This window comes from Faecalibacterium sp. AF27-11BH, from assembly GCF_003603005.1.
Taxonomy (GTDB): domain Bacteria; phylum Bacillota; class Clostridia; order Oscillospirales; family Ruminococcaceae; genus Faecalibacterium; species Faecalibacterium taiwanense.
Window position 1 is genome coordinate 25,304 of sequence record NZ_QVGS01000003.1, and the last position, 21,517, is coordinate 46,820.

A 21,517-nucleotide genomic window follows, 5' to 3' on the forward strand; every position below is an offset into this window, starting at 1 on the left:
GAAAGACTTCCCCCGGCCGGGGGAAGATGTCACGCAAGTGACAAAAAGGGGAGCAGTGGCATCGCGCCAGCGATGACGGAAGGAGTTGAATCAGATTTCCCCCGGATGTTCCTTCCGCCATGCAAGATAATCGTCCAGAATGACGGTGGCGCTGACCGAATCCAGGATCTCCTTGCGCTTTGTGCCAAAGGTGCCGCTCTCATCCAGAATGTCGGCGGCGGCGCAGGTGGTCTGGCGCTCGTCCCACATGCGTACCGGCAGGCCGCTCCAGATTTCGACCGTCTTTGCCAGCTTGCGGCTCTTGATGGCGCGTTCGCCCTCGGTACCATCCATGTTCAGCGGCAGGCCGATCACGATCAGCTCGGCTCCGATCTCCTTGGCCACTTCGCACACCCGTGCCGCCACCTTGTTGCGGGCTTTCAGGGTGATCTGCGGGGTGATGGCCGTTGTAAGGAACTCGGTGCGGTCACAGGTGGCAAGGCCGGTGCGGCTGTCGCCGTAGTCAACAGCTAAAATTTTCATACAGGCTTCCTCTCTTGTGTGGAATGTGTGGAAAAGTTTGTCGGTCCAAGTGTACCACAGCTGCAGGCTAAAAGGTAGAGAATCACACTTTTTTTGAGAGGATTTTCGTGTTACAATAAACACAGATCGTTTTTTTAGGAGGAAGTGCCCCATGCTCAAACTGGTTTTAGGCGGCTCCGGCAGCGGCAAGACCACCCTGCTCTATTCCCGCATCAAGGCCCGGGCCGAACAGGGCCGGCGCAGCATCCTTCTGGTGCCGGAACAGTTCACTTCCAGCACGGAGGGCCGCATCTACCGGGAGCTGGGCGATGCTCTTTCCGGCATGGTGGAAAGCTTTTCCTTTACCAGTCTGGCCGAGCGCATCCTCTCTGCCGAGGGCGGCGCGGCGGTGCAGACCCTTTCGGACGCGGGCCGCGCCGTGCTGGTGCGCCGCGCGCTGGAAGAGCTGCAGGATCATGTGCACTACTACTACCGCCACCGCCGCAGTGCGGCCTTCTGCCAGATGGCGGCCCAGACCATCGACGAGCTGAAAAGTGCCGGCCTTTCCGGCGCACAGCTGGCAGAGCTTGCGCCGGACTGCGGGCCGGAAAGCGGCAAGCTGAGCGAGCTGGCACTGATCTTTCAGGGGTACGAAACGCTGCTGGCGGGCACCGGCATGGACCCCGCCGACCGGCTGGAGCTGGCGGCTGACCGGCTGGAAGCCGCTCTTGCCCGGGGTGAACTGCCGGACTTTCTGCGGGAGCGGGAAGTGTTCATTGACGAGTTCGATACCTTCAACGCACCCAAAAAGCGGCTGATGGGCGCGATGCTGGCGGCGCTGCCCACCGTCACGGTGGCCCTGTGCGACGATGGTGCGCCCATGGTGCCGGGGGATATGGGGCTTTTTTCCGGCGCAAAGCAGGTGGCCGCACAGCTGCGGCAGCTGGCCCGCAAAAACGGTGCTGATGCGGCAGTGCCGGAGCTGCTGCGCCGCGACCTGCGCCATAAGGATGCGCCCGGACTTGCGGCTGTGACAGAGCTTTTGGAGACTGGCACCTGTGAGGTGCCGCCCGCTGCGCCGGAGGTGCGGTTGTTTGCCGCTGCCAGCCGGGAAGAGGAAGCCCGCTGCACCGCTGCGGCCATCCGCCGCCTGATGCGGCAGGGCGTGCGCTGCGGCAAAATGGCCGTGGTCTGCCGCAATATCCCGGATTACCGTGCGGCCATCCGATACGAGTTCCGCATGGCAGATATCCCGCTTTACTGCGATGAACCCACCACCCCGGAGTTCAGCGCCCCGGCTACGGCGGTGCGTGCACTGCTGGCACTGCTGCGCGGTGCGGATATGACCGAAAACCTGACCATTCTTGCCAAGACCGGCCTGTGCGCTCTGACCGAGCCGCAGGTCTGCGCGCTGGAAAACTATGCCTATACCTGGTCACCCAATGCGGCGGCATGGCGCACAAAATTTGAGAAAAGCCCCAAGGGCTTCGGCGAAAATGAACTGTCCGATGAGGATGCAAAAACGCTGGAGGATGCCGAGACTGCCCGCCAGCTGCTGGTAACAGCCGTGGACGAACTGCGCAGCAAGGTGCGGGGCGGCAGCGCCGAACAGATCAGCCGGGAACTGTATTTCTGCCTGAAAAAGCTGGGTGCAGAAGAGCAGCAGGCAGCGCTGGTGGAAGCCGTCCGCACTGCCCGGGGCATCCCGGCGGCAGAGGAAGCGGCCCGCGAGTGGAACGTGGTGATGCAGCTGCTCAACGAGATGGCCCACCTGTTGGGCGGGCAGGGTGTGACCTTTGCAGAATATGAGGACCTGTTCAGCCTGCTGCTGCGCTCTTCGGACCTTGGGCACATCCCGCAGACGCTGGATGCCGTGGTGCTGGCAAGCGCGGGCAAAATGCGTCTGGACGCGCCGGACTATGTGTTCGTGCTGGGCCTTGCGGAGGGCGAATTTCCCTGTGCACCGTCCGAGACGGGCCTTCTGACCCACGCCGACCGCGATGTTCTGATGGCAAAGCAAATCGATCTGCCGGACTGCTTTGAGAACCGCGTGGTGCGCGAGCAGGTGTGCGTTTACAAAGCCCTCACCGCACCGGCAAAGGGGTTGTGGCTCAGCTGGCCCAAGGGGCAGGGCAAGACCCTGTGCGCAGCGCTGGAACCCATCGTGGAGGCCCTGCACCCGGCGGCACCGGAGCTGGAGCTTCCCGACCTTGCAGCCACCCCCGCCGATGCACTGGATACGCTGGGCGGCTGGCCGCTGACCGACACGGAACGCGCCAGCCTGACTGAGGCGCTGCGTCTGCCGCAGACGGATGCGCCCCGGGGCCTTGCGCTGCTGCAGCGCATGGAGGAGAACCCGCCCCGGCAGGTGAACGATCTGTCCGCGCTGAGCGGCCTGCTGGGGCAGCGGCTGCGCATTTCGCCCAGCCAGCTGGAAAAATACTATACCTGCCGTTACGGCTATTTTTTGCAGTATGTGCTGGGCCTGAAGCCCCGCAGACGGGCCGAGCTTTCTGCCGACCAGAGCGGCACCCTGATGCACTGGGTGCTGCAGATGGCGCTGGACCCGCACCCGGACGCGGATAATCCCTGCGCCGGGCTGGCCCCATTTCTGGAGCTGGACGACGAAGCCATGGCAGGCCTTGCCGGCCTGCTGGTGGATAAATATGCAAAGCGTTATCTGCCGGAGGATACAGCCCGGTTCGCCTATCTGCTCTCGCGGCTCAAAAAAAGCATGACAAGCCTTTTGTGCTACCTGCGGGACGAACAGAAGCAGTCCTGCTTCCACCCGGCAGCCTGTGAGCTGCGCATCGGCTCCGGGGAGGACGCCGTGCCCGGGCAGGTGTATCATCTCTCGGATGGGCGCACCGTGCAGCTGGTGGGCACGGTGGACCGCGCCGACGAGTGGGTGGAGGAAGACGGCACCCGCTGGGTGCGGGTGGTGGACTATAAGACCGGCGCCAAAAAGCTGAACCTGAAAGAGGTATACTGCGGGCTGGACTGCCAGATGCTTTTGTATCTGTTCAGCCTGACGCGGGATAAGAGCGGCCGCTTTACCGGTGCGGAACCCGCAGGTGTTCTGTACCTGCTGGCAGACCCGGCCCCCAAGACCACCAACCGCCAGCAGGCACAGCAGGACGTGCAGTACGAGCTAGACGGCCTTGTGAGGGACGAGCAGAAGGTGTTCGATGCCATGGATGCGGATGAGACGGGCCGCTACCTGCCCTTTGGCTACCGCAACGGTGTACCCAGCCCCAGCCAGAAGGATAAGCGTGCCGATATTGCAAAGCTCAACCGCATCCAGCTGCATCTGGATGATCTTGTCACCCAGATGGGCCAGCAGCTTTACGATGGGCAGATCGCTGCGGAACCGCTGGTGGCAGGCGCAGGCAGGAACCCCTGCGTCTGGTGCGACTACAGCTTTATCTGCTGCCACGAGACCGTCATCGGCGAGCGGGCACTGGAAGCCCCGGCCAAACCCTTTGAGCCGGAAGAGACTGAGAACGAGAAGGAAGGTGAGCAGGCATGAGTGAGCCCAAATGGACTCCGGCCCAGCGCGCTGCTATTGAGGACCGGGGTGGTGCGCTGCTGGTGAGCGCAGCGGCGGGCAGCGGCAAAACAGCCGTGTTGACCGAACGCGCCGTGCGGCTCATCACCGATCCGGACCACCCGGTGGATGCGGACAAACTGCTCATCGTCACCTTTACCAATGCGGCGGCGGCAGAGCTGCGGGCACGCATCGGGCAGGCACTGCTGCGGCTCAGCCAGCAGCAGCCCCACAACACGAGCCTGCGCCGCCAGCGGATGCTTTTGCAGCGCGCACCCATCTGCACCATTGACGCGTTCTGTCTGGACCTGCTGCACAAGCACTTTCAGGCACTGGACATCCCGCCGGACTTTGCCCCGGCAGATCCCGGCAGCGTGGAGGTGCTGCGGGCTTCGGCGCTGGCCGAAACGCTGGAAAATGCCTACCGCGACCCGGACTTCTGCGCCTTTGCAGACCTTTACGGAAAGGGCCGCACCGATCAGGCCGCAGGCAATACCATCCTGCATGTGTACGATTTTCTGCGCGCTCTGCCGGACTACGACCGCAGGCTGGACGAATATCTGGCTCCATGGCAGCGGGAAAACGGCTTTGCTTTTACCTGCTGGCATGACCTGCTGCTGGCGGAAGCGGCCCGCTGCGCAAAGGCCGCGCGGGAACTGCTGACGGCAGCACTGGCAGACTGTAAGGAAGATTTTGTCCTTGCACAGGCACAGGCCGAGGAAAAAGGCAAGACCGCTGCTTCCAAGGCAAAGGCCGTGGCCGGTGTCAACGATAAATTTGCAGAGCCGCTCTCCCGGCTGGAAAGCGCCGCCGCCCTGCTGGGCGAGGTGGAACGGCTGGCTGCGGCAGGGCAGTGGACACCGCTGTACGATAAGCTGACACCCTATGTGCTGGGCATGGAGGAGATACCCGGCTTCAAGGGCATGAAAAAACGGCTGACCGGCGATCATAAGGCGGCGGTCAGGACCCGCGCAGACGAAGCCGCCAAGCTGTTTGAGCACATTACGGAGCTTGTCTCCTGCAGCGAGGAGGAAGCCGAAGCGGACCGCAGAGCGGCCCTGCCCCGGCTGCGGGCGCTGTTTGCCGCCGTGCGGGATTTTGATGCCCGCTTCTCGGCAAAGAAAAAGGAACGCAAGCTGCTGGAATTCAGCGATTTTGAGCATCAGGCCCTGCGGCTGCTGCGCACACCGGATGGCGTGTGCACCCCGCTGTGCCAGAGCATCCGGCAGAGCTATGCCGCCGTGATGGTGGACGAATATCAGGACACGAACGCTTTGCAGGATGCCATTTACCGCTGCCTTGCTTCCCCGGCGGGGGATGACCTGTTCCTTGTGGGCGACCTGAAGCAGAGCATCTACCGCTTCCGTCAGGCCGACCCCAGCATCTTCCGGGCTAAGCTGAACGCATGGGCACCGTTGCCCAGCGGCACTGCCCGCCCCCGCCCGGAGGAGGGTACGGCAGGCGGAAACGCTCTGCTGGCGCTGGATGCGAACTTCCGCTCCGCCCCGCAGGTGGTGGCAGGCATCAACTTTATCTTTGAACAGCTCATGACACCCCAGCTGGGCGATACTGCCTATGGCGACGGTCAGCGGCTGGTGTGCGGTGCACCCGGCGAATATGCCGGCAGCGTGGAAGCGCACTTCCTGCCCGACGACACCGCTGAGACCGACGCGGCGTGGATCGCCCAGCGCGTTGAAGAACTGGTGAAAAACGGCGAACCAGTGCGGGACGGCAGCTCCACCCGCCCGGTGCAGTACGAGGATTGCTGCATCCTGCTGGCGGCGCGCGGCGACTTCCTCGCTTATGAGGAAGCGCTCACGGCCCGGGGCATCCCGGTGTATGCGGATGCGCGCGAAAACTTGATGGAAGCAGCGCACATCCGGCCGCTGATCTCGCTTTTGAAGGTCATCGACAACCCGGCGCAGGATATCTACCTTGCCGCCGCCATGCTGGGGCCGATGTTCGGCTTTACGGACGACGACCTTGTACGCCTGCGTGCCCAGAGCGCCGCAATGCAGAAAAAGGCGCAGGAGGAACAGGGCGCGAAGGAAACGGGCAAAAGGGCTTCCCGCATGAGTCTGTACGGCGCAGTGCTGCAGGTGGTGCAGAATGACGATGAAACACCATTCACCCGAAAGGTGAAAGACTTTTATGACCGACTCACCGCACTGCGGCGCATGGCCCGCAGTGCCCCGGCAGAACAGCTGCTGGAAGAGATCTTTGTCTCCACCGGCTATCTTGCTGCGCTGGGCGTGCTGGAAAACGGTGCGCACCGCCGGGAAGATGCCCGGCGCTTTGCGGCTTTCTGCGCACAGATCGGTGCAAACGGCATCTCGGCGCTGGTGCGAGCCATCGACGCGGCGGCGCAGGCCGGTTCTACCGGGCAGGACACTGTGCCCGGCGGTGCGCGGCCTGGCTGTGTGACCATCATGACCATCCACCGCTCTAAAGGCCTGCAGTTCCCGGTGGTGTTCGTGGGCGACACGGCCCGGCACTTCAACCTGAGCGACACTTACCAGCCGGTGTTGCTGCACCGGGAATACGGCGCGGGCCTGCGCCTGCGCCCGGAACAGGGCGAGAGCATGTACAAGACTGCAGCCTACGCAGCCCTTGCCAGCGTCCATGCGCAGGAAACGCGCAGCGAGCAGATGCGCCTTTTATATGTGGCGCTCACCCGTGCACAGGATAAGCTGATCCTCACGGTGCCGCTGGGCATGACCAAGACCGGCAATCCTTTTGCCAAGGCGGCAGCATTCCTTGCTGCGGGCGCGGGAGAAACGCTGAACCAGCAGGCGGGCAGCTTTGCCGACTGGCTGCGTGCAGCGCTGCTGGTGCATCCCTTCGGCGGGCCGCTGCGGCGGCTGGCAGGAGATCTGGAACTGCCCTTTGTGTTTACGGAAAGCGAGATCATGGTCACGGTGCAGGAAGCTCAGTCGGAGCCGGAAACACCGGAACAGGAACCGGAAGCGGCAGAGCCTGTCCCGGCAGACCCGGCATTGGTGGCTCAGCTGCAGGAGGGCTTTGCATGGCGGTATCCGGCGGCAAAACTGGCTGCGGTGCCCGCCAAGGTCAGCGTGACCAGCATCGTGCACAAGGCCGAGCAGACCACGCTGGAACGCCCTGCTTTCCTCTCCAAAGACGGCCTGACTGCCGCCGAGATGGGCACGGCTCTGCACGCTTTTCTGGAACATGCGGACTTTGCCTCCCTTGCTGCTGCCAAAGCGGCGGGCACGCTGGAAGAAGCCATCCTTGCAGAGCGCCAGCGGCAGGTGGACACCCGGCTGGTGGCCCCGGAAATTGCGGAAAAACTCAATGCAGGCCGCATCCGCCGCTTTGCCGAGAGCGAAGCCTTTGCAAAGATCTGCGCAGCCGAAAAAGTCCTGCGGGAGCTGGCCTTTATCACGGCGCTGCCCGCGTCGGCCGTGCTGACGGCACAGGGAGCTTCCGCGCAGGAAGCCGCCGCCGTGCAGGATGAGCAGGTGCTGGTGCAGGGCATTGCAGACCTTGTGCTGGTGTTCCCGGATCATCTGGAACTGCTGGATTACAAGACCGACCGCCGCAAGACCGAAGCGGACTTCCTGAGCGCCTACCGCCCGCAGCTGAACCTCTATGCCCTTGCCATCGATAAGCGCTTTGCGCCGAAGAAGGTAACGTATAAGGGTATCTACTCGCTGGAGCTGGGGAGGCTGATCGAAGCGTAGGAGGAAAACCCTCTCAGGCATCGCCTGCGGCGCTGCCAGCTCTCCCGAAGGGCGAGCTTTGTGCAATAACCGGAAAGTTTGCCTTCTCGGTAAAAGCTCCCCCATTCGGGGGAGCTGGCGCGTCAGCGCCTGAGAGGGTTCAAAAGTCATATTTTTCCCGCAAAACGCATAAAAAGTGCTTGACAGCGCTTTCTGCCTGTGGTAAAATAACCGAGTAAAGAAAGCAGCTACGGCCTGTGCCGCGCTCGCCTTGCGAGGGAAAGATCCCCCGGGCTATACCTGAAGGCAGTTCATTGTGAGTGGACTGCGGCTTTGAGTGAATTTTTGCGCGGCTGTCCTGAAAATGGGCGGCCGCGTTTTCTATGCCAAATATTGCAACAAAATGGATTTTGTTTGGAGGTGCATTCATTATCGCTACCGCTGGAAAGTCGAAGGAACTGGAGATCAACGGTCAGATCCGTGACCGTGAGGTCCGTCTGATCGGTGCAGACGGCGAGCAGAAGGGCGTTGTGTCCATTCAGGTGGCCATGCGCGCTGCTGAAGATGCTGGTCTGGATCTGGTCAAGATCGCACCGCAGGCTGTTCCGCCTGTGTGCAAGGTGCTGGATTACGGCAAGTACCGTTTTGAACAGCAGAAGAAGGAGAAGGAAGCCAAGAAGAACCAGAAGGTGGTCGAAGTTAAAGAGACCCGCCTTTCGCTCAACATTGACACCAACGACTTCAATACCAAGCTGAACCAGACTGCCAAATTCCTGGCAGCTGGCCACAAGGTTAAGGTTTCGATCCGCTTCCGCGGCCGTGAAATGGCGCACAGTGCTCTGGGCGCAGACGTGCTGAAACGTTTTGCCGAGGCTCTGCCTCAGGCATCCACCGATAAGCCGCCGGTGCTCGAGGGCCGCACGATGTCCATTCTGCTGATCCCGAAACCCAATAAGGACTAATTTTAGGAGGAAACTAAAATGGCTAAGATGAAACTGAAGACGCACTCCGGCGCTAAGAAGCGCTTTAAGCTGACCAAGAACGGCAAGATCAAGCGCGGCCACGCATTCCGCAGCCACATCCTGACCAAGAAGACCACCAAGCTGACCCGTGGCTACCGTCAGCCCAACTACGTTGATAAGACCAACGCAGCTACCATCAAGAGCATGCTGCCCTACGCCTAAGAGCGAGCCGCAGGCAAACACATTCTATTGAGACAACTAAAGGAGATATAAAAAATGGCACGTATCAAGGGCGCAACCATGACTCACAAACGTCGTAAGAAGATGCTGAAGCTGGCCAAGGGCTTCTACGGCTGCAAGAGCAAGCACTTTAAGATGGCCAAGCAGCAGGTCATGAAGAGCGGCAACTACGCTCTGGCTGGCCGCCGCATGAAGAAGCGTCAGTTCCGCAACCTGTGGATCTGCCGCATCAACAACGCAGTTCGTCCTCTGGGCATGAACTACTCCACCTTCATGGCTGGTCTGAAGAAGGCTGGCATCGAGCTGAACCGCAAGATGCTGTCTGAGATGGCTATTAACGATCCCAAGAGCTTTGCAGCTCTGGTCGAGACCGTCAAGAACGCCTGATTAGGAACTTGAATCGTGACGCCCGCGCGTATACGCGGGCGTCCGTTTTGTATCCGGGGTTCTTACGGCAGGGGAACATGTTTTTCAGGGCAGCGCCCTGCCGCAGGAACGCTTTGTGGCAGACGCTGCCCTTTTTGCATTTTTTGAACAAGACGGCAGACTACTTTTTGAACGACAGTACAGCGAAAGGTTGAATACACACGATGGACGAAAAAATCACCAGCAGGGAAAACGCAAAGATCAAATACGCCTGCCGCCTTTCTTCCAGCGCGGCATTCCGCCGCAGCGAGGGCCGCTTTCTGGCCGAGGGCCGCAAGCTCTGCCCGGAGCTTGCCCGCGGTGCGCAGCTGGAGACCTTATTTTATACGGAAAGCGCTATGGCAAAGTGCCCGGAGCTTGCCGGGCTGCCCGGTGAACACTACCTTGTGGAAGACCATGTGGCCGATAAGCTGGCCGATGTGGGCACCCATCAGGGGGTGTTCGGCGTGTTCCGCACCCCGGTGCACACACTGGACGAAGTGAAGGCCGGCGGGCGGTATCTGGCGCTGGAACGGGTGCAGGACCCCGGCAATGTGGGCACCCTGCTGCGCTCTGCTGCGGCCTTTGGCTTTGACGGTGTGATCCTGAGCGACGGCTGTGCCAGTGTGTATGCCCCAAAGACCCTGCGGGCTTCCATGGGAGCCGCCGCGCGCATCCCGGTAATCGAAGCCGGTGCCATGCCCGATGCCATCACCCAGCTGCGCGCAAAGGGTATCACCTGCCTTGCTGCCGCGCTGTACAAGTCTCAGCCGCTGAGCGCGGCGCAGGCAAGCTATCCCGGTGGCGTCTGCGTCGTCATCGGCAGCGAGGGTCAGGGCCTGACCGATGAGACCATTGCTGCCTGCAGCAGCACGGTGCGCATCCCCATGACCGACCGGGTGGAAAGCCTGAACGCCGGCATTGCGGGCAGCATCCTGCTGTGGCATTTCCGGGAGGAAAGCTTATGAGCGGCCTTGCAGGGCAGACCAGCCTTTTCCCGCCGGAGCCTGCCCCGGATCCGCTGCTGTGCTGGCTGTGGCTGGCCCATGTGCTTGGCCCGGCCAGCGTTCACGCGGGCCGTGTGCTGGATGCCTTTGGCGGTGCACAGGAAGCATGGGAAGCCCGCGATACGGCAGAATTTCGTCTTGCAGCGGGGGAGGCAGCAGCTCTGCGGGCGCAGCAGCTGGCCCCGGAACAGTACCACCCGCTGGTGATGCGGTGCGATGATCTGGGTGTGCGCATCCTGCCGTTTGACGACCCGGACTATCCGCTGGCGTTTTCCCGCATCCCGGATATGCCGCTGGTGCTCTACTGCACCGGCGATCCGCTCTGGCTCAACGAGCCGGGCGCAGTGGGCATCGTGGGCAGCCGCAAGCCTACCGAATACGGCCTGAACGCAGCGGCGGACATTGGCGGGGAACTGGCCCAAAGCGGCGCTTTGATCGTCAGCGGCCTTGCGGACGGGCTGGACAGCGCCGGGCACCGCGCTGCTGTCAAAAACAACTGCCCTACCATTGCTGTGATGGGCGTGCCCATCGACCGCACCTATCCTGCGGCCAATGTGGTGCTGCGGCACAAGATCGAGCAGAAGGGCTGCGTGATCAGTGAGTACCCGCCCCGCAGTGAGGGCGTTGGCCCAAATGGATTTTTGCAGCGCAACCGGCTCATTGCGGCGCTCAGCTCTGCATTGCTGGTGGTGGAAGCGCAGGAAAAAAGCGGCACCATGTCCACCGTGTCTCACGCCGAACGCTATGGCAAGCCGGTGTTCGCGGTGCCGGGCAGCATCTACTCGCCCAATTCCGCAGGCACAAACGGCCTTTTGCGGGACGGCAGAGCGCGTGCCGTGTGTTCTGCTGCGGACCTGCTTGGCCCGCTGGGCCTGCACCGGCAGAGCGCAGCGGCGGTGACGGCAAAGCAGCCGGAGCCTCTGAGCGAGAACGAGCGGAAGGTGCTTTCCTGCATCGGGCCGCAGCCCCTTGGCATTGAGGAGCTTTGCGTGCGCAGCGGCCTGCCCACAGCGGTGCTGCTGGGCACCCTGATGAAGCTGGAGCTTTCCGGCCGGGTGCTGTGCATGCCGGGCAAGCGGTATGTGATAAAATAGTATAATTTCTGCTGGCGCAGCACACAACAGCTGTGGTATGATATAAAAATAGAGAATCCCGTACTGTGCAGTTGCACGGTGCGTTCCTGATAGAGAAGAAAGAAAATTTGAAATGGGAGTAAACTCGAATGGCGAAACTGGTTATCGTGGAGTCGCCTGCTAAGGCGAAAACCATTGGCAAGTATCTGGGCGATGATTACGAGGTCACCGCAAGCATGGGCCATATCCGTGACCTGCCCGCTTCCCAGCTGGGCATCGATGTGGAGCACGGCTATGCCCCACAGTACATCAGCATCAAAGGCAAGGAAAAGCTCATCAAGGAATTGAAGAGCAAGGCCAAACACGCAGACGGCGTGCTGCTGGCAACCGACCCGGACCGTGAGGGCGAAGCCATCAGCTGGCATCTGGCAAACATTCTGGGGCTGGACCCCCACGAGCCGAACCGTGTGACCTTTGACGAGATCACCAAAAAGGGCGTGAAGGAGGGCATGGCCCATCCCCGCGCCATCGACGAAGATCTGTTCAACGCACAGCAGGCCCGCCGTGTGCTGGACCGTCTGGTGGGCTACAAGCTCAGCCCGTTCCTCTGGCGCAAGGTGCGCCGGGGCCTTTCCGCAGGCCGCGTGCAGAGCGTGGCCGTGCGCCTGATCGATGACCGCGAAAAGGAGATCGAGAGCTTCAAGCCCGACGAATACTGGAACGTGGATGCCACCCTCGGCGCAGGCCACAAGAGTTTTACCGCCCGGCTGGCCACCGATGCCAGCGGCAAAAAGCTGCTGCCCAAAAGCGAAGCCGAGGCCCGCGCCATTGAAAAGGGTCTGGAAGGGGCCGAGTACGTGGTGGCAGAGCTGAAAAAGGGCAAGCGGGCAAAGCAGCCCACTCCGGCTTTTATCACCAGTACCCTGCAGCAGGAGGCATCCCGCCGCTTGGGCTTTACGGCCACCCGTACCATGCGCGCTGCCCAGACCCTGTACGAAGGCGTGGACATTGCGGGCCACGGCACCATGGGTCTGATCACCTACATGCGTACCGACAGCCTGCGCATCTCGGATGAAGCTGTTGCCGCCGCAAAGGAATATATCGCAGGGGCCTACGGTGAAGCCTATATCTGCCCCTACAAGCGCACATGGAAGACCAAGAGCGCCACTGCCGCACAGGATGCCCACGAGGCCATCCGTCCCTCGGTGCCGTCCCTGACACCGGACGAGGTGGACAAGAGCATCAGCGGCGACACAGCAAAGCTCTACCGCATGATCTGGAGCCGCTTCATGGCCAGCCAGATGGCAGACTGTCAGCAGGACACCGTGTCTGTCACGGTCAGCGCGGCGGACTACCGTTTCAAGGCCAGTGGCTATACCGTTACCTTTGACGGTTTCACCGTCCTGTACGAGGAAGCCACCGACGAAAAGGAAAAGAAGGAGACCGCCCTGCCTCCGCTGGAGCAGGGTCAGGTGCTGAAGCTGCGCGACCTGAAGAGCGAGCAGAAGTTCACCCAGCCGCCCGCCCGCTACACCGAAGCGACCCTCATCAAGGCACTGGAAGAAAACGGCATCGGCCGTCCTTCCACCTACGCACCCATTATCACCACCATCATCGACCGCGGCTATGTGGAGCGCGACCAGAAAAAGCTCAAGCCCACTCTGCTGGGCCGGGCGGTGGATGGCCTGATGCTGGAGCAGTTCCCCCACATCGTGGATGTGGACTTCTCTGCCCAGATGGAAAAGAATCTGGATAAGATCGAGAGCGGCAAGGCCGACTGGCACAAGACCGTGGATGACTTCTATCAGGGCTTTGCTGCCAGTCTGGAGCAGGCCGAAAAGAACATGGAAGGCAAGAAGGTCAAGGTGCCGGATGAGCCTTCCAGTGAGGTGTGCGACCTGTGCGGCCGGCCCATGGTCATCAAGGTGGGCAAGTACGGCAAGTTTTTGGCCTGCAGCGGCTTCCCGGAGTGCCGGGGCACAAAGCGGCTGGTCAAGGATACCGGCGGCATCTGCCCCAAGTGCGGCAAGGGCCGTATGCTGGAGCGCAAAAGCTCCAAGGGCCGCATCTATTATGGCTGCGAGCGCTACCCGGACTGCGACTTTATGACATGGGACATGCCGGTGCCCACCAAGTGCCCCAAGTGCGGCAGCACCATGTTCCGCAAAGGCTCCAAGCTGTATTGCGCAAAGGAAGGCTGCGGCTACGAGATGCCGGTGCCGAAAAAGGACTAAAAGGATAAAACTATGAACTATAAAGTAACCGTGCTGGGCGCTGGTCTTGCGGGCTGTGAAGCCGCCCTCTGGCTGGCGGGTAAGGGCGTGCAGGTGGACCTGTACGAGCAGAAGCCCGTGCATTTTTCGCCCGCACATAAAAGCGCAGGCTTTGCAGAGCTGATCTGCTCCAACAGCCTGAAAGCTGAGCGGCTGGACTCTGCTTCCGGCCTGCTGAAGGAAGAGATGCGCCGGATGGGCAGCCAGCTGCTGAACGCCGCCGAGACGGCCCGCGTGGCCGCTGGCGGTGCGCTGGCGGTGGACCGCGATGCATTCAGCGCCGAAGTGACCCGCATGGTGGAAAGCTGTGAAAATATCACTGTCCACCGGGAGCAGGTGGAGCACATCGATGCATCTGCCCCCATTCTGGTGGCCACCGGTCCTCTGACCGACGGCGCACTGGCCGATGAGATCGGGGCCTTGACCGGTGACGAGCGTCTGCACTTCTACGATGCCGTGGCCCCCATCGTTACCGCTGAAAGTCTGGACTACAACAAGGTGTTTGCCGCCTCCCGCTATGACCGGGGCGAGGCCGACTACCTGAACTGCCCGTTCAACAAGGAAGAGTACGAGAATTTCCACGCGGCTCTCGCTTCGGCAGAGCGCGCACCGCTGCACGACTTTGACACCGGGGCCGAGCAGTCTGCTCAGCCCGACCCGGATGCCCACGGCAAAAAGGCCGATACCGTCACGGTCTACGAGGGCTGTATGCCCATCGAGATCATGGCCGCCCGGGGTGCCGACACCATGCGGTTCGGTCCGCTGCGCCCGGTGGGCCTTGTGAATCCTAACACCGGACACCGTCCGTGGGCCAATGTCCAGCTGCGGGCCGAAAACAAGGAGCGCACCCTGTATAACATCGTGGGCTTCCAGACCAACCTCAAGTGGGGCGAACAGAAGCGGGTGTTCAGCATGATCCCCGGGCTGGAAAATGCCGAGTTCGTGCGGTATGGCGTCATGCACCGCAACACCTTTCTCGATGCGCCCCGGGTGCTCAGCGCCCAGCTGTGCCTGAAAGAACACCCCAATGTGTTCTTTGCGGGCCAGATCACCGGCTTTGAGGGCTATATGGAAAGCGCTGCCTGCGGCCTGCTGGCGGCCCGCAGCCTGTATGCCCGGCTGGAAGGCAAAGAGCTGCCCGCCCCGCCTGCCGACACCATGTGCGGTGCGCTGGTGCAGTACCTGACCACCGAGAACAAGCACTTCCAGCCCATGGGCGCGAATATGGGCATCCTTCCTCCGCTGCCGGAGGAGAGCCGCCCGCGGGACAAGCGCCTGCGTTACATGGCACAGGCCCAGCGCGCTGTTGCCAGCTTCCAGCACTGGCTGGATGAAACTTCTCTTTAAGAAGGGAGAAAAGCTATGAAGATTATCGTGGACATGATGGGCGGCGACAACGCCCCTCTGGCTGTGCTGGAGGGTGCCGCACAGGCCGTGAAAGAGTACGGCATCACCGTCGTAGGTGTGGGCGACGAAGCGCTGGTGCGCAGGACCGCACAGGAGAACAGCATCCCGCTGGATGGCATTGAGCTGGTGAACTGCACCGAGGTCATCGATATGTGCGATGAGCCTGCCCGTGCCATCCGCCAGAAGAAGGATTCCTCCATCGTGGTGGGCCTGAACATGCTCAAGGACGGCAAGGGCGATGCCTTTGTTTCCGCCGGCAGCACCGGTGCGCTGCATGTGGGCGCAAGCCTGATTGTGCGCACCCTCAAGGGCATCAAGCGCCCGGCTCTGGCTACCATGGTGCCCGCCAAAAAGCAGGCTTATCTGCTGCTGGACTGCGGTGCCAATGTGGAGTGCCGCCCCGAGATGCTGGCAGCTTTTGCCGTGATGGGCAGCTGCTATGTGAACAGGGTGGAGGGCCGCCGCAGCCCCAGCGTGGCGCTCGCCAACAACGGTGCGGAGGAGAGCAAGGGCACCCCCATGCTCAAGGAAGCCCACCAGCTGCTCAAGACCACCCCCGGCATCCGCTTTGTGGGCAATATTGAACCCCGCGATGTGCCTAATGGCGAAGTGGACGTGGTGGTGTGCGACGGCTTCACCGGCAACGTCATCCTCAAGCTGACTGAGGGCGTGGCAAAAATGCTGCTGGGCATGCTGAAGCAAATGTTCCTCGCAAACCTCGGCGGCAAGCTGGCCTACCTGCTGCTCAAGGGCAGCGTGGCAGACCTGAAGCATCAGATGGACAGCGAGGAGTACGGCGGCGCACCCTTCCTGGGGGCCAAGCAGCCGGTCATCAAAGCCCACGGCTCTTCCAAGGCCAAGGGCATCAAGAACGCCATCCGTCAGGCAAAGATCTGCGTGGAGAACGATCTGTGCGGCACCATGCAGTCTGCGCTGGACGAGCTGGCTGCGGCACAGAAAACTGAGGAATAAGGGAAGCGGGCTTGCCCTCTCCGTCATTGCTTCGCAATGCCACATTCCCCACTCTGTCGCTATTGCGACATCTCTCCCCGGCCGGGGAGAGTCTTTCCTCAGAGTGAGAGGCTTTGGCAGTTCGTGCAGACTGCATCGATTTGCCAAGGGCTCCCCCTTTGGGGGAGCTGGCGAACGGACGTGAGCCTGAGAGGGCGAGGATGCTGACCATCAATAAGGGAGCTAAAACATATGAGCCATCAGTTGGAAACAATTATTGGTTATAAGTTCAAAAACCCGGAGCTGCTGGAGATCGCGCTCACCCATACCAGCTATGCCAACGAGAGCCGCACCCCGGTCAAGCACAACGAGCGGCTGGAATTTCTGGGCGACAGCGTGCTGCAGATCGTCTCGGCAGACTATCTGTTCCACGCCTATGCCGACCGGCCGGAGGGCGATCTGACCCGCATCCGCGCCAGCCTTGTCAGCGAGGGTGCACTGTTCCAGTTCGCGCAGGAGATCGATCTGGGCGAGTACCTGCGCCTTGGCCGCGGCGAGGAGCGCTGCGGCGGACGCACCCGCCCCAGCGTGGTGTCCGATGCGTTTGAAGCGCTGATCGCGGCTTTGTATCTGGATGGCGGCATGGATGTGGCCCGCAGCTTCATCCTGCCCTTTATCACCGAGGGCAAGCACGCCGAGGCTGACTATAAGACCCGCCTGCAGGAGATCGTGCAGCAGAACCCGGAAGAGCGGTTGAGCTATGTAGTAGAAAGCGAGTCCGGCCCGGATCACGACAAGCATTTCGTGGTGGCTGTGCGGTTCAACTCTGACCGCGTGGCCCGTGGCGAAGGCCGCAGCAAAAAGGCCGCTGAGCAGTGCGCCGCCAAAGAAGCGCTCAAGCTGCTGGGCGTGATAAAGGAAAAGTAAATGGTATTCAAGGAACTGGAGATCCAGGGCTTCAAGAGCTTTCCCGATAAAGTCAAAATTCGGTTCGACGCAGGCGTTACCGGTGTGGTGGGTCCCAACGGCTCCGGCAAGTCGAACCTTTCGGACGCAGTGCGCTGGGTGCTGGGCGAGACCAGCTCCCGCCAGCTGCGTGCGGCAGGCAAGATGGAGGACGTGATCTTCGGCGGCACCCGGCGGCGCGGAGCCATGGGCTTTGCGCAGGTGCGGCTGACGCTGGATAACGCAGACCACACCTTTGATGTGGATGCGGACGAAGTGACCATTGGCCGCAAATATTACCGCTCCGGCGACAGCGAGTATACCATCAACGGGCAGGTGTGCCGGTTGAAGGATGTGTACGAACTTTTGCTGGATACCGGCATTGGCCGCGACGGCTACTCGGTGATCGGGCAGGGCCGCATTGCGGAGATCGTGGCCGCAAAAAGCAGTGAGCGCCGCGAGATCTTTGAGGAAGCCTGCGGCATTGCCAAGTACCGCTACCGCAAGACCGAGGCAGAACGCCGCCTTGCTGCGGCGGGCGAAAACCTTGAACGCCTGCGGGACATCCTTGGTGAGCTGGAAAGCCGGGTAGGCCCGCTGGAAAAAGAGAGCGCCAAGGCAGAAAAGTTCCTCGAGCTGGCCGCACAGCGCAAAACGCTGGAAGTGACCCTGTGGACCGACGGTGTGCACCGCGCGCGCGAAGCCGTGCGCCAGCAGGTGCGGGACTACGAGACAGCACAGGCCGACTACGAGCGCTTTGACCGGGAGACGAAAGCCGCCGAGCAGGAGGCTGAGGAGATCCGGATGCAGGCACAGCAGCTTACGGTTGCTGTTGAGCGCCTGAATGGGGATATCCGCAGCATCACCGAGCAGATCAGCGGGTCGGAGAGCCGTATCGCTGTGCTGGAAAACGACATCCTCCGCAACGAGGAGAGCGCCGCATCCCTGCAGGAAGAGATCAGCGCCGGGGAACAGGACAGCACCGAGGCACAGGCCGCCTTGCAACGCCACCGGGCCGTGGCAAAGACCATGGAAGCGGAGGGCGAAAAGCTGGCGGCAGAGATCGAAGCACTGAACGCGGAGATCGCACGTCTGACCGATGCCAGCAGTGCCAGCGGTGCCCGCAAGGATACCCTGAAAGCAGAACTTGCCGGCCTGACAGCCCGGCGCACCGAAGCGCAGGTGGCGCAGGCGGCTGCCGAAGCTGCCGTGGAAACAGCCCGCCAGCGCCTGCCTGCCCTTGAGCAGAGCGTGCAGGAAAGCACCGCCCAGCGGGACGAAGCAAAGCAGGATCTGGACGACACCATCAAGTATCGCCGGATGCTGGAAGAAAACGAGAAGCAGCTGGCAAATGTCCGTTCCGGCGTGGAACTCAAGCTGAAAGGCCGCAAGGCTGCGCTGGACGATGCCGACGCAGCAGAGCAGTGCCTTGGCCGTGAGCTGGATGCGGCCCGCCAGCGCCTTTCCGTGCTGCGGGAACTGGAAAAGAACATGGACGGCTACCAGAACTCGGTCAAGGCCGTCATGCGTGCTGCCGGTGCACGCCGCCTGCGGGGCATCATCGGGCCGGTGTCCGCCATCTTAAAGGTGGAGCCGGGCTGTGAAGTGGCTGTGGAAACGGCTCTGGGCGGTGCGCTGCAGAACATCGTGGTAGAGAACGAAGCCGCTGCCAAAGCGGCCATTGCCCTGCTGCGCAATGACAATGCAGGCCGCGCCACCTTCCTGCCGCTGGATACCGTCCAGCCCGGCGTGTTCCGTGGCCGACTCTCCGGTACGGCACGGCTTGCCTCCAGTCTGGTGCAGGCCGACCGTCGGTATGACAACATCGTATCGAACCTGCTGGGCCGCATCATCGTGGTGGACGACATCAACGAAGCTTCTCGCGTGGCGCGGGACAACGGCTTCCGCAGCAAGGTCGTGACCATGGATGGTCAGGTGATCAATGCAGGCGGCAGCTTTACCGGCGGCAGCGTCCAGCGCAGCGCAGGCCTGTTCACCCGCAAGCAGGAGATGGAAGAGCTGCGGGTGAAAGCGGCCAAGTTACAAAAAGACTGCCTTGCTGCACAGGAAAAGACCGACCGCTGCAAAGAGCAGGTGGATGCCCTTCAGGCAGAGCTGACCGCCACGGCCAGTGAACAGATCACCGCCGCCAACGACAAAGTGCGTGCCGAGGCAGAGCAGAAGCGGCTGGAAGCTGCTGCCGCCCAGCTGGAAACGGCCCGCAGCAACGGCCAGCAGCAGATCGATGCTTTGCAGGCGGCCTTGACAGAGAGCCGTGGCAAAGCAGAGGAAGCTGCCAGCCTGCAGGCCCGGCTGACGGCAAAGATCGACCTGCTGACGGCGGAGATGAACCGAATTGCCGAAGGTGACGACAACTTTGTGGCCCAGCAGACCGAACTGAGCCAAAAGCTCAGCGCAAAGCGGCTGGAACAGGTGACCCGCCAGAAGGATGCAGAACTGGCCTACAGCCAGATCGCAGCGCTGCAACAGCGGGCACAGGATGCCGCTGCCCGCCGCGCCACGCTGGAAGAAAGCCTTGCGGCACTGGCACAGCGCAGCGAGAGCTGTCGGGCAGAAATTGCAGCCATCCGGCAGGCAAAGTCCGACAGCCAGACCGAGATCGCCCAAAAAGAAAAGGCCATCCGCGAAGCCACGGAACAGCGGCTGGAACGCCAGCAGGCTGAAACAGCGGCACTGAGCCGGGCGCGCACATCCTCCGACAGCCGCGAGGAAATGGGGCGCGAGATGGCCCGCCTTGCAGAGCGCAAGGCCGCTGCCGAGACCGAGTACGACCAGACCGTGGCAAAGCTGTGGGATGAATACCAGCTCTCGGTCAGTCAGGCGGAGAACCTTTGCGTGGAGTTTGAAAGCCTGACGGCCCTGCGCGCACAGGTGGCCGACCTGCGCGGCAAAATTCGCGCCCTTGGCAGCGTGAATGTGAGCGCCATCGAGGAATACAAGGAGGTCAAGGCCCGCTACGATGCCCTGATACATCAGGTGACCGATGTGGAGGAAAGCCGCAATGAGCTGACCCGCATGATCTCCAAGCTTTCGACACAGATGCGGGAGATCTTCTCCGACAGCTTCCGCGCCATCAACGAAAACTTTGGCCGCGTATTTACCGAGCTGTTCGGCGGCGGCGAAGCCAGCCTTGTGCTGGAGGATGAAAGCGATGTGCTCTCCTGCGGCATTGGCATCCGGGTGGCACCGCCGGGCAAGGTGATCAAGAATCTGGAAGCGCTTTCCGGCGGCGAGCAGGCGCTGGTGGCCATCAGCATCTACTTTGCCATTCTGGCGGTCAACCCGGCCCCGTTCTGTATTCTGGACGAGATCGAAGCCGCTCTGGACGATGCCAATGTGGTGCGTTTTGCCCAGTACTTACGCCGGGTGAGCGACAAGACCCAGTTCATCGTCATCACCCACCGCCGCGGTACGATGGAAGCCGCGAATGTGCTTTACGGCGTTACCATGCAGGAGGACGGCGTGTCCAAGCTGCTCAAGCTTGATCTGGAACAGGTTGACGCAACGCTGGTTTCCTGATATATATTAAAGAAAAAGATAGGAGGACACCATGGGGTTCTTCGGATTTGGCAAGAAAAACAAAGAAAAAGAACAGGAAAAAATGAAAACGGGTCTGGAAAAGACCCGCACCGGTTTCTGGGGCAATATCCTCAACACCCTCACCGGCAGCGTCATCGACGATGATATGTACGATGATCTGGAAGAGCAGCTCATCCTTGCGGATGTGGGCGGCGAGGTGGCCGTGCGTCTGGTGGACAAGCTGCGCGACCGTGTGCACGAAAAGGGCCTGAAGACCGGCGAAGAGGCGGCGGATGCCCTGCGCGACATCATTGCCGAGGAAATGACACCGGATGCCGAGATGAATCTTTCCGGCAAGCCGGCCGTCATTCTGGTCATTGGCGTGAACGGCGTGGGCAAGACCACCAGCATTGCCAAGCTGGCCGATCACTATACCCGCGAGGGCAAAAAGGTGATGCTGGCCGCAGGCGATACCTTCCGTGCCGCAGCCAGCGAACAGCTGGAGATCTGGGCCGACCGCGCCGGTGTGCCCATTGTGAGCGCAGGCGAGGGCGCAGACCCGGCGGCTGTCATTTTCGACACCGTAAAGTCTGCCACCGCACGCGGTTATGACATGGTCATTGCCGACACCGCAGGCCGTTTGCACAACAAGGCAAACCTGATGGCAGAGCTTTCCAAGATCAGCCGCAGCGTCAAGAAGGCCAGCCCGGAAGCCAGCCTTGAAACGCTGCTGGTGCTGGATGCCATCACCGGCCAGAACGCCATCAGTCAGGCCAAGGAATTCTGCAAGGCTGCAGATGCTACCGGCATCATCCTGACCAAGCTGGACGGCACCGCCAAGGGCGGCTGCGTGGTAGCGGTCAAACAGCGTCTGGGACTGCCGGTGCGCTTCATCGGCGTGGGCGAGGGCATCGACGACCTGCTGCCCTTCACCCCGGAGGGCTTTGTGGAAGAGCTGCTCCCGCGCCAGTGGAAGCACTAAGGAG

General features: G+C 61.7%; 14 protein-coding genes. 13 read left to right on the forward strand and 1 reads right to left on the reverse strand.

What is annotated here, in order from left to right; translation table 11 throughout:
- Positions 1-90: 90 nt before the first annotated feature.
- A complete protein-coding gene (ruvX, locus tag DWY76_RS04245) occupies positions 91-522 on the reverse strand; it encodes a Holliday junction resolvase RuvX (protein WP_044954016.1) in 432 nt (143 codons plus the stop codon).
- Positions 523-673: 151 nt separating this feature from the next.
- Between ruvX and DWY76_RS04250 the strand changes: the two genes are divergently transcribed.
- From DWY76_RS04250 to ftsY, 13 genes are all read left to right on the forward strand, one after another.
- Complete coding sequence (locus DWY76_RS04250) at positions 674-4,030, forward strand: PD-(D/E)XK nuclease family protein (RefSeq protein ID WP_120080011.1); 3,357 nt, start codon at positions 674-676, stop codon at positions 4,028-4,030.
- Positions 4,027-7,749, forward strand: coding sequence for a UvrD-helicase domain-containing protein (locus DWY76_RS04255; protein WP_120080012.1), 3,723 nt, complete (start codon positions 4,027-4,029; stop codon positions 7,747-7,749). Before DWY76_RS04250 ends, DWY76_RS04255 begins: the two co-directional genes overlap by 4 nt.
- 389 nt (positions 7,750-8,138) lie before the next feature.
- Complete coding sequence (gene infC / locus DWY76_RS04260) at positions 8,139-8,690, forward strand: translation initiation factor IF-3 (RefSeq protein ID WP_101956507.1); 552 nt, start codon at positions 8,139-8,141, stop codon at positions 8,688-8,690.
- 18 nt (positions 8,691-8,708) lie between these two features.
- A complete protein-coding gene (rpmI, locus tag DWY76_RS04265) occupies positions 8,709-8,912 on the forward strand; it encodes a 50S ribosomal protein L35 (RefSeq protein ID WP_005935556.1) in 204 nt (67 codons plus the stop codon).
- Positions 8,913-8,966: 54 nt separating this feature from the next.
- The gene (rplT, locus tag DWY76_RS04270; protein ID WP_005928218.1) at positions 8,967-9,317 is read left to right on the forward strand and encodes a 50S ribosomal protein L20; all 351 of its coding nucleotides are present in this window, start codon (positions 8,967-8,969) and stop codon (positions 9,315-9,317) included.
- Between the two features lie 203 nt (positions 9,318-9,520).
- Positions 9,521-10,303 (forward strand): RNA methyltransferase, encoded by a 783-nt coding sequence (locus DWY76_RS04275; protein WP_120080014.1) that lies wholly within the window; start codon positions 9,521-9,523, stop codon positions 10,301-10,303.
- A complete protein-coding gene (dprA, locus tag DWY76_RS04280; RefSeq protein ID WP_120080016.1) occupies positions 10,300-11,436 on the forward strand; it encodes a DNA-processing protein DprA in 1,137 nt (378 codons plus the stop codon). The genes DWY76_RS04275 and dprA overlap by 4 nt, the downstream gene beginning before the upstream one ends.
- Positions 11,437-11,564: 128 nt before the next feature.
- The gene (gene topA, locus DWY76_RS04285; RefSeq protein ID WP_097781621.1) at positions 11,565-13,649 is read left to right on the forward strand and encodes a type I DNA topoisomerase; all 2,085 of its coding nucleotides are present in this window, start codon (positions 11,565-11,567) and stop codon (positions 13,647-13,649) included.
- A gap of 12 nt (positions 13,650-13,661) precedes the next feature.
- On the forward strand, positions 13,662-15,035 hold the full coding sequence (gene trmFO, locus DWY76_RS04290) for a methylenetetrahydrofolate--tRNA-(uracil(54)-C(5))-methyltransferase (FADH(2)-oxidizing) TrmFO (RefSeq protein WP_120080018.1): 1,374 nt from the start codon (positions 13,662-13,664) through the stop codon (positions 15,033-15,035).
- Between the two features lie 15 nt (positions 15,036-15,050).
- A complete protein-coding gene (gene plsX / locus DWY76_RS04295; protein ID WP_120080020.1) occupies positions 15,051-16,067 on the forward strand; it encodes a phosphate acyltransferase PlsX in 1,017 nt (338 codons plus the stop codon).
- Between the two features lie 231 nt (positions 16,068-16,298).
- Positions 16,299-16,973, forward strand: a complete 675-nt coding sequence (gene rnc / locus DWY76_RS04300; protein ID WP_005944374.1) for a ribonuclease III — start codon at positions 16,299-16,301, stop codon at positions 16,971-16,973.
- On the forward strand, positions 16,974-20,531 hold the full coding sequence (gene smc / locus DWY76_RS04305) for a chromosome segregation protein SMC (RefSeq protein WP_005944372.1): 3,558 nt from the start codon (positions 16,974-16,976) through the stop codon (positions 20,529-20,531). It begins immediately after the preceding gene.
- 31 nt (positions 20,532-20,562) lie between these two features.
- Positions 20,563-21,513: a signal recognition particle-docking protein FtsY gene (ftsY, locus tag DWY76_RS04310; protein WP_120080022.1), complete on the forward strand. Its 951-nt coding sequence runs from the start codon at positions 20,563-20,565 to the stop codon at positions 21,511-21,513.
- Positions 21,514-21,517 lie beyond the last annotated feature (4 nt).

Coding starts and splice junctions, on each gene's coding strand:
- ruvX (WP_044954016.1), bottom strand. CDS start 522: ATGAAAATTTTAGCTGTTGACTACGGCGACAGCCGCACCGGCCTTGCC.
- DWY76_RS04250 (WP_120080011.1), top strand. CDS start 674: ATGCTCAAACTGGTTTTAGGCGGCTCCGGCAGCGGCAAGACCACCCTG.
- DWY76_RS04255 (WP_120080012.1), top strand. CDS start 4,027: ATGAGTGAGCCCAAATGGACTCCGGCCCAGCGCGCTGCTATTGAGGAC.
- rpmI (WP_005935556.1), top strand. CDS start 8,709: ATGGCTAAGATGAAACTGAAGACGCACTCCGGCGCTAAGAAGCGCTTT.
- rplT (WP_005928218.1), top strand. CDS start 8,967: ATGGCACGTATCAAGGGCGCAACCATGACTCACAAACGTCGTAAGAAG.
- DWY76_RS04275 (WP_120080014.1), top strand. CDS start 9,521: ATGGACGAAAAAATCACCAGCAGGGAAAACGCAAAGATCAAATACGCC.
- dprA (WP_120080016.1), top strand. CDS start 10,300: ATGAGCGGCCTTGCAGGGCAGACCAGCCTTTTCCCGCCGGAGCCTGCC.
- topA (WP_097781621.1), top strand. CDS start 11,565: ATGGCGAAACTGGTTATCGTGGAGTCGCCTGCTAAGGCGAAAACCATT.
- trmFO (WP_120080018.1), top strand. CDS start 13,662: ATGAACTATAAAGTAACCGTGCTGGGCGCTGGTCTTGCGGGCTGTGAA.
- plsX (WP_120080020.1), top strand. CDS start 15,051: ATGAAGATTATCGTGGACATGATGGGCGGCGACAACGCCCCTCTGGCT.
- rnc (WP_005944374.1), top strand. CDS start 16,299: ATGAGCCATCAGTTGGAAACAATTATTGGTTATAAGTTCAAAAACCCG.
- smc (WP_005944372.1), top strand. CDS start 16,974: ATGGTATTCAAGGAACTGGAGATCCAGGGCTTCAAGAGCTTTCCCGAT.
- ftsY (WP_120080022.1), top strand. CDS start 20,563: ATGGGGTTCTTCGGATTTGGCAAGAAAAACAAAGAAAAAGAACAGGAA.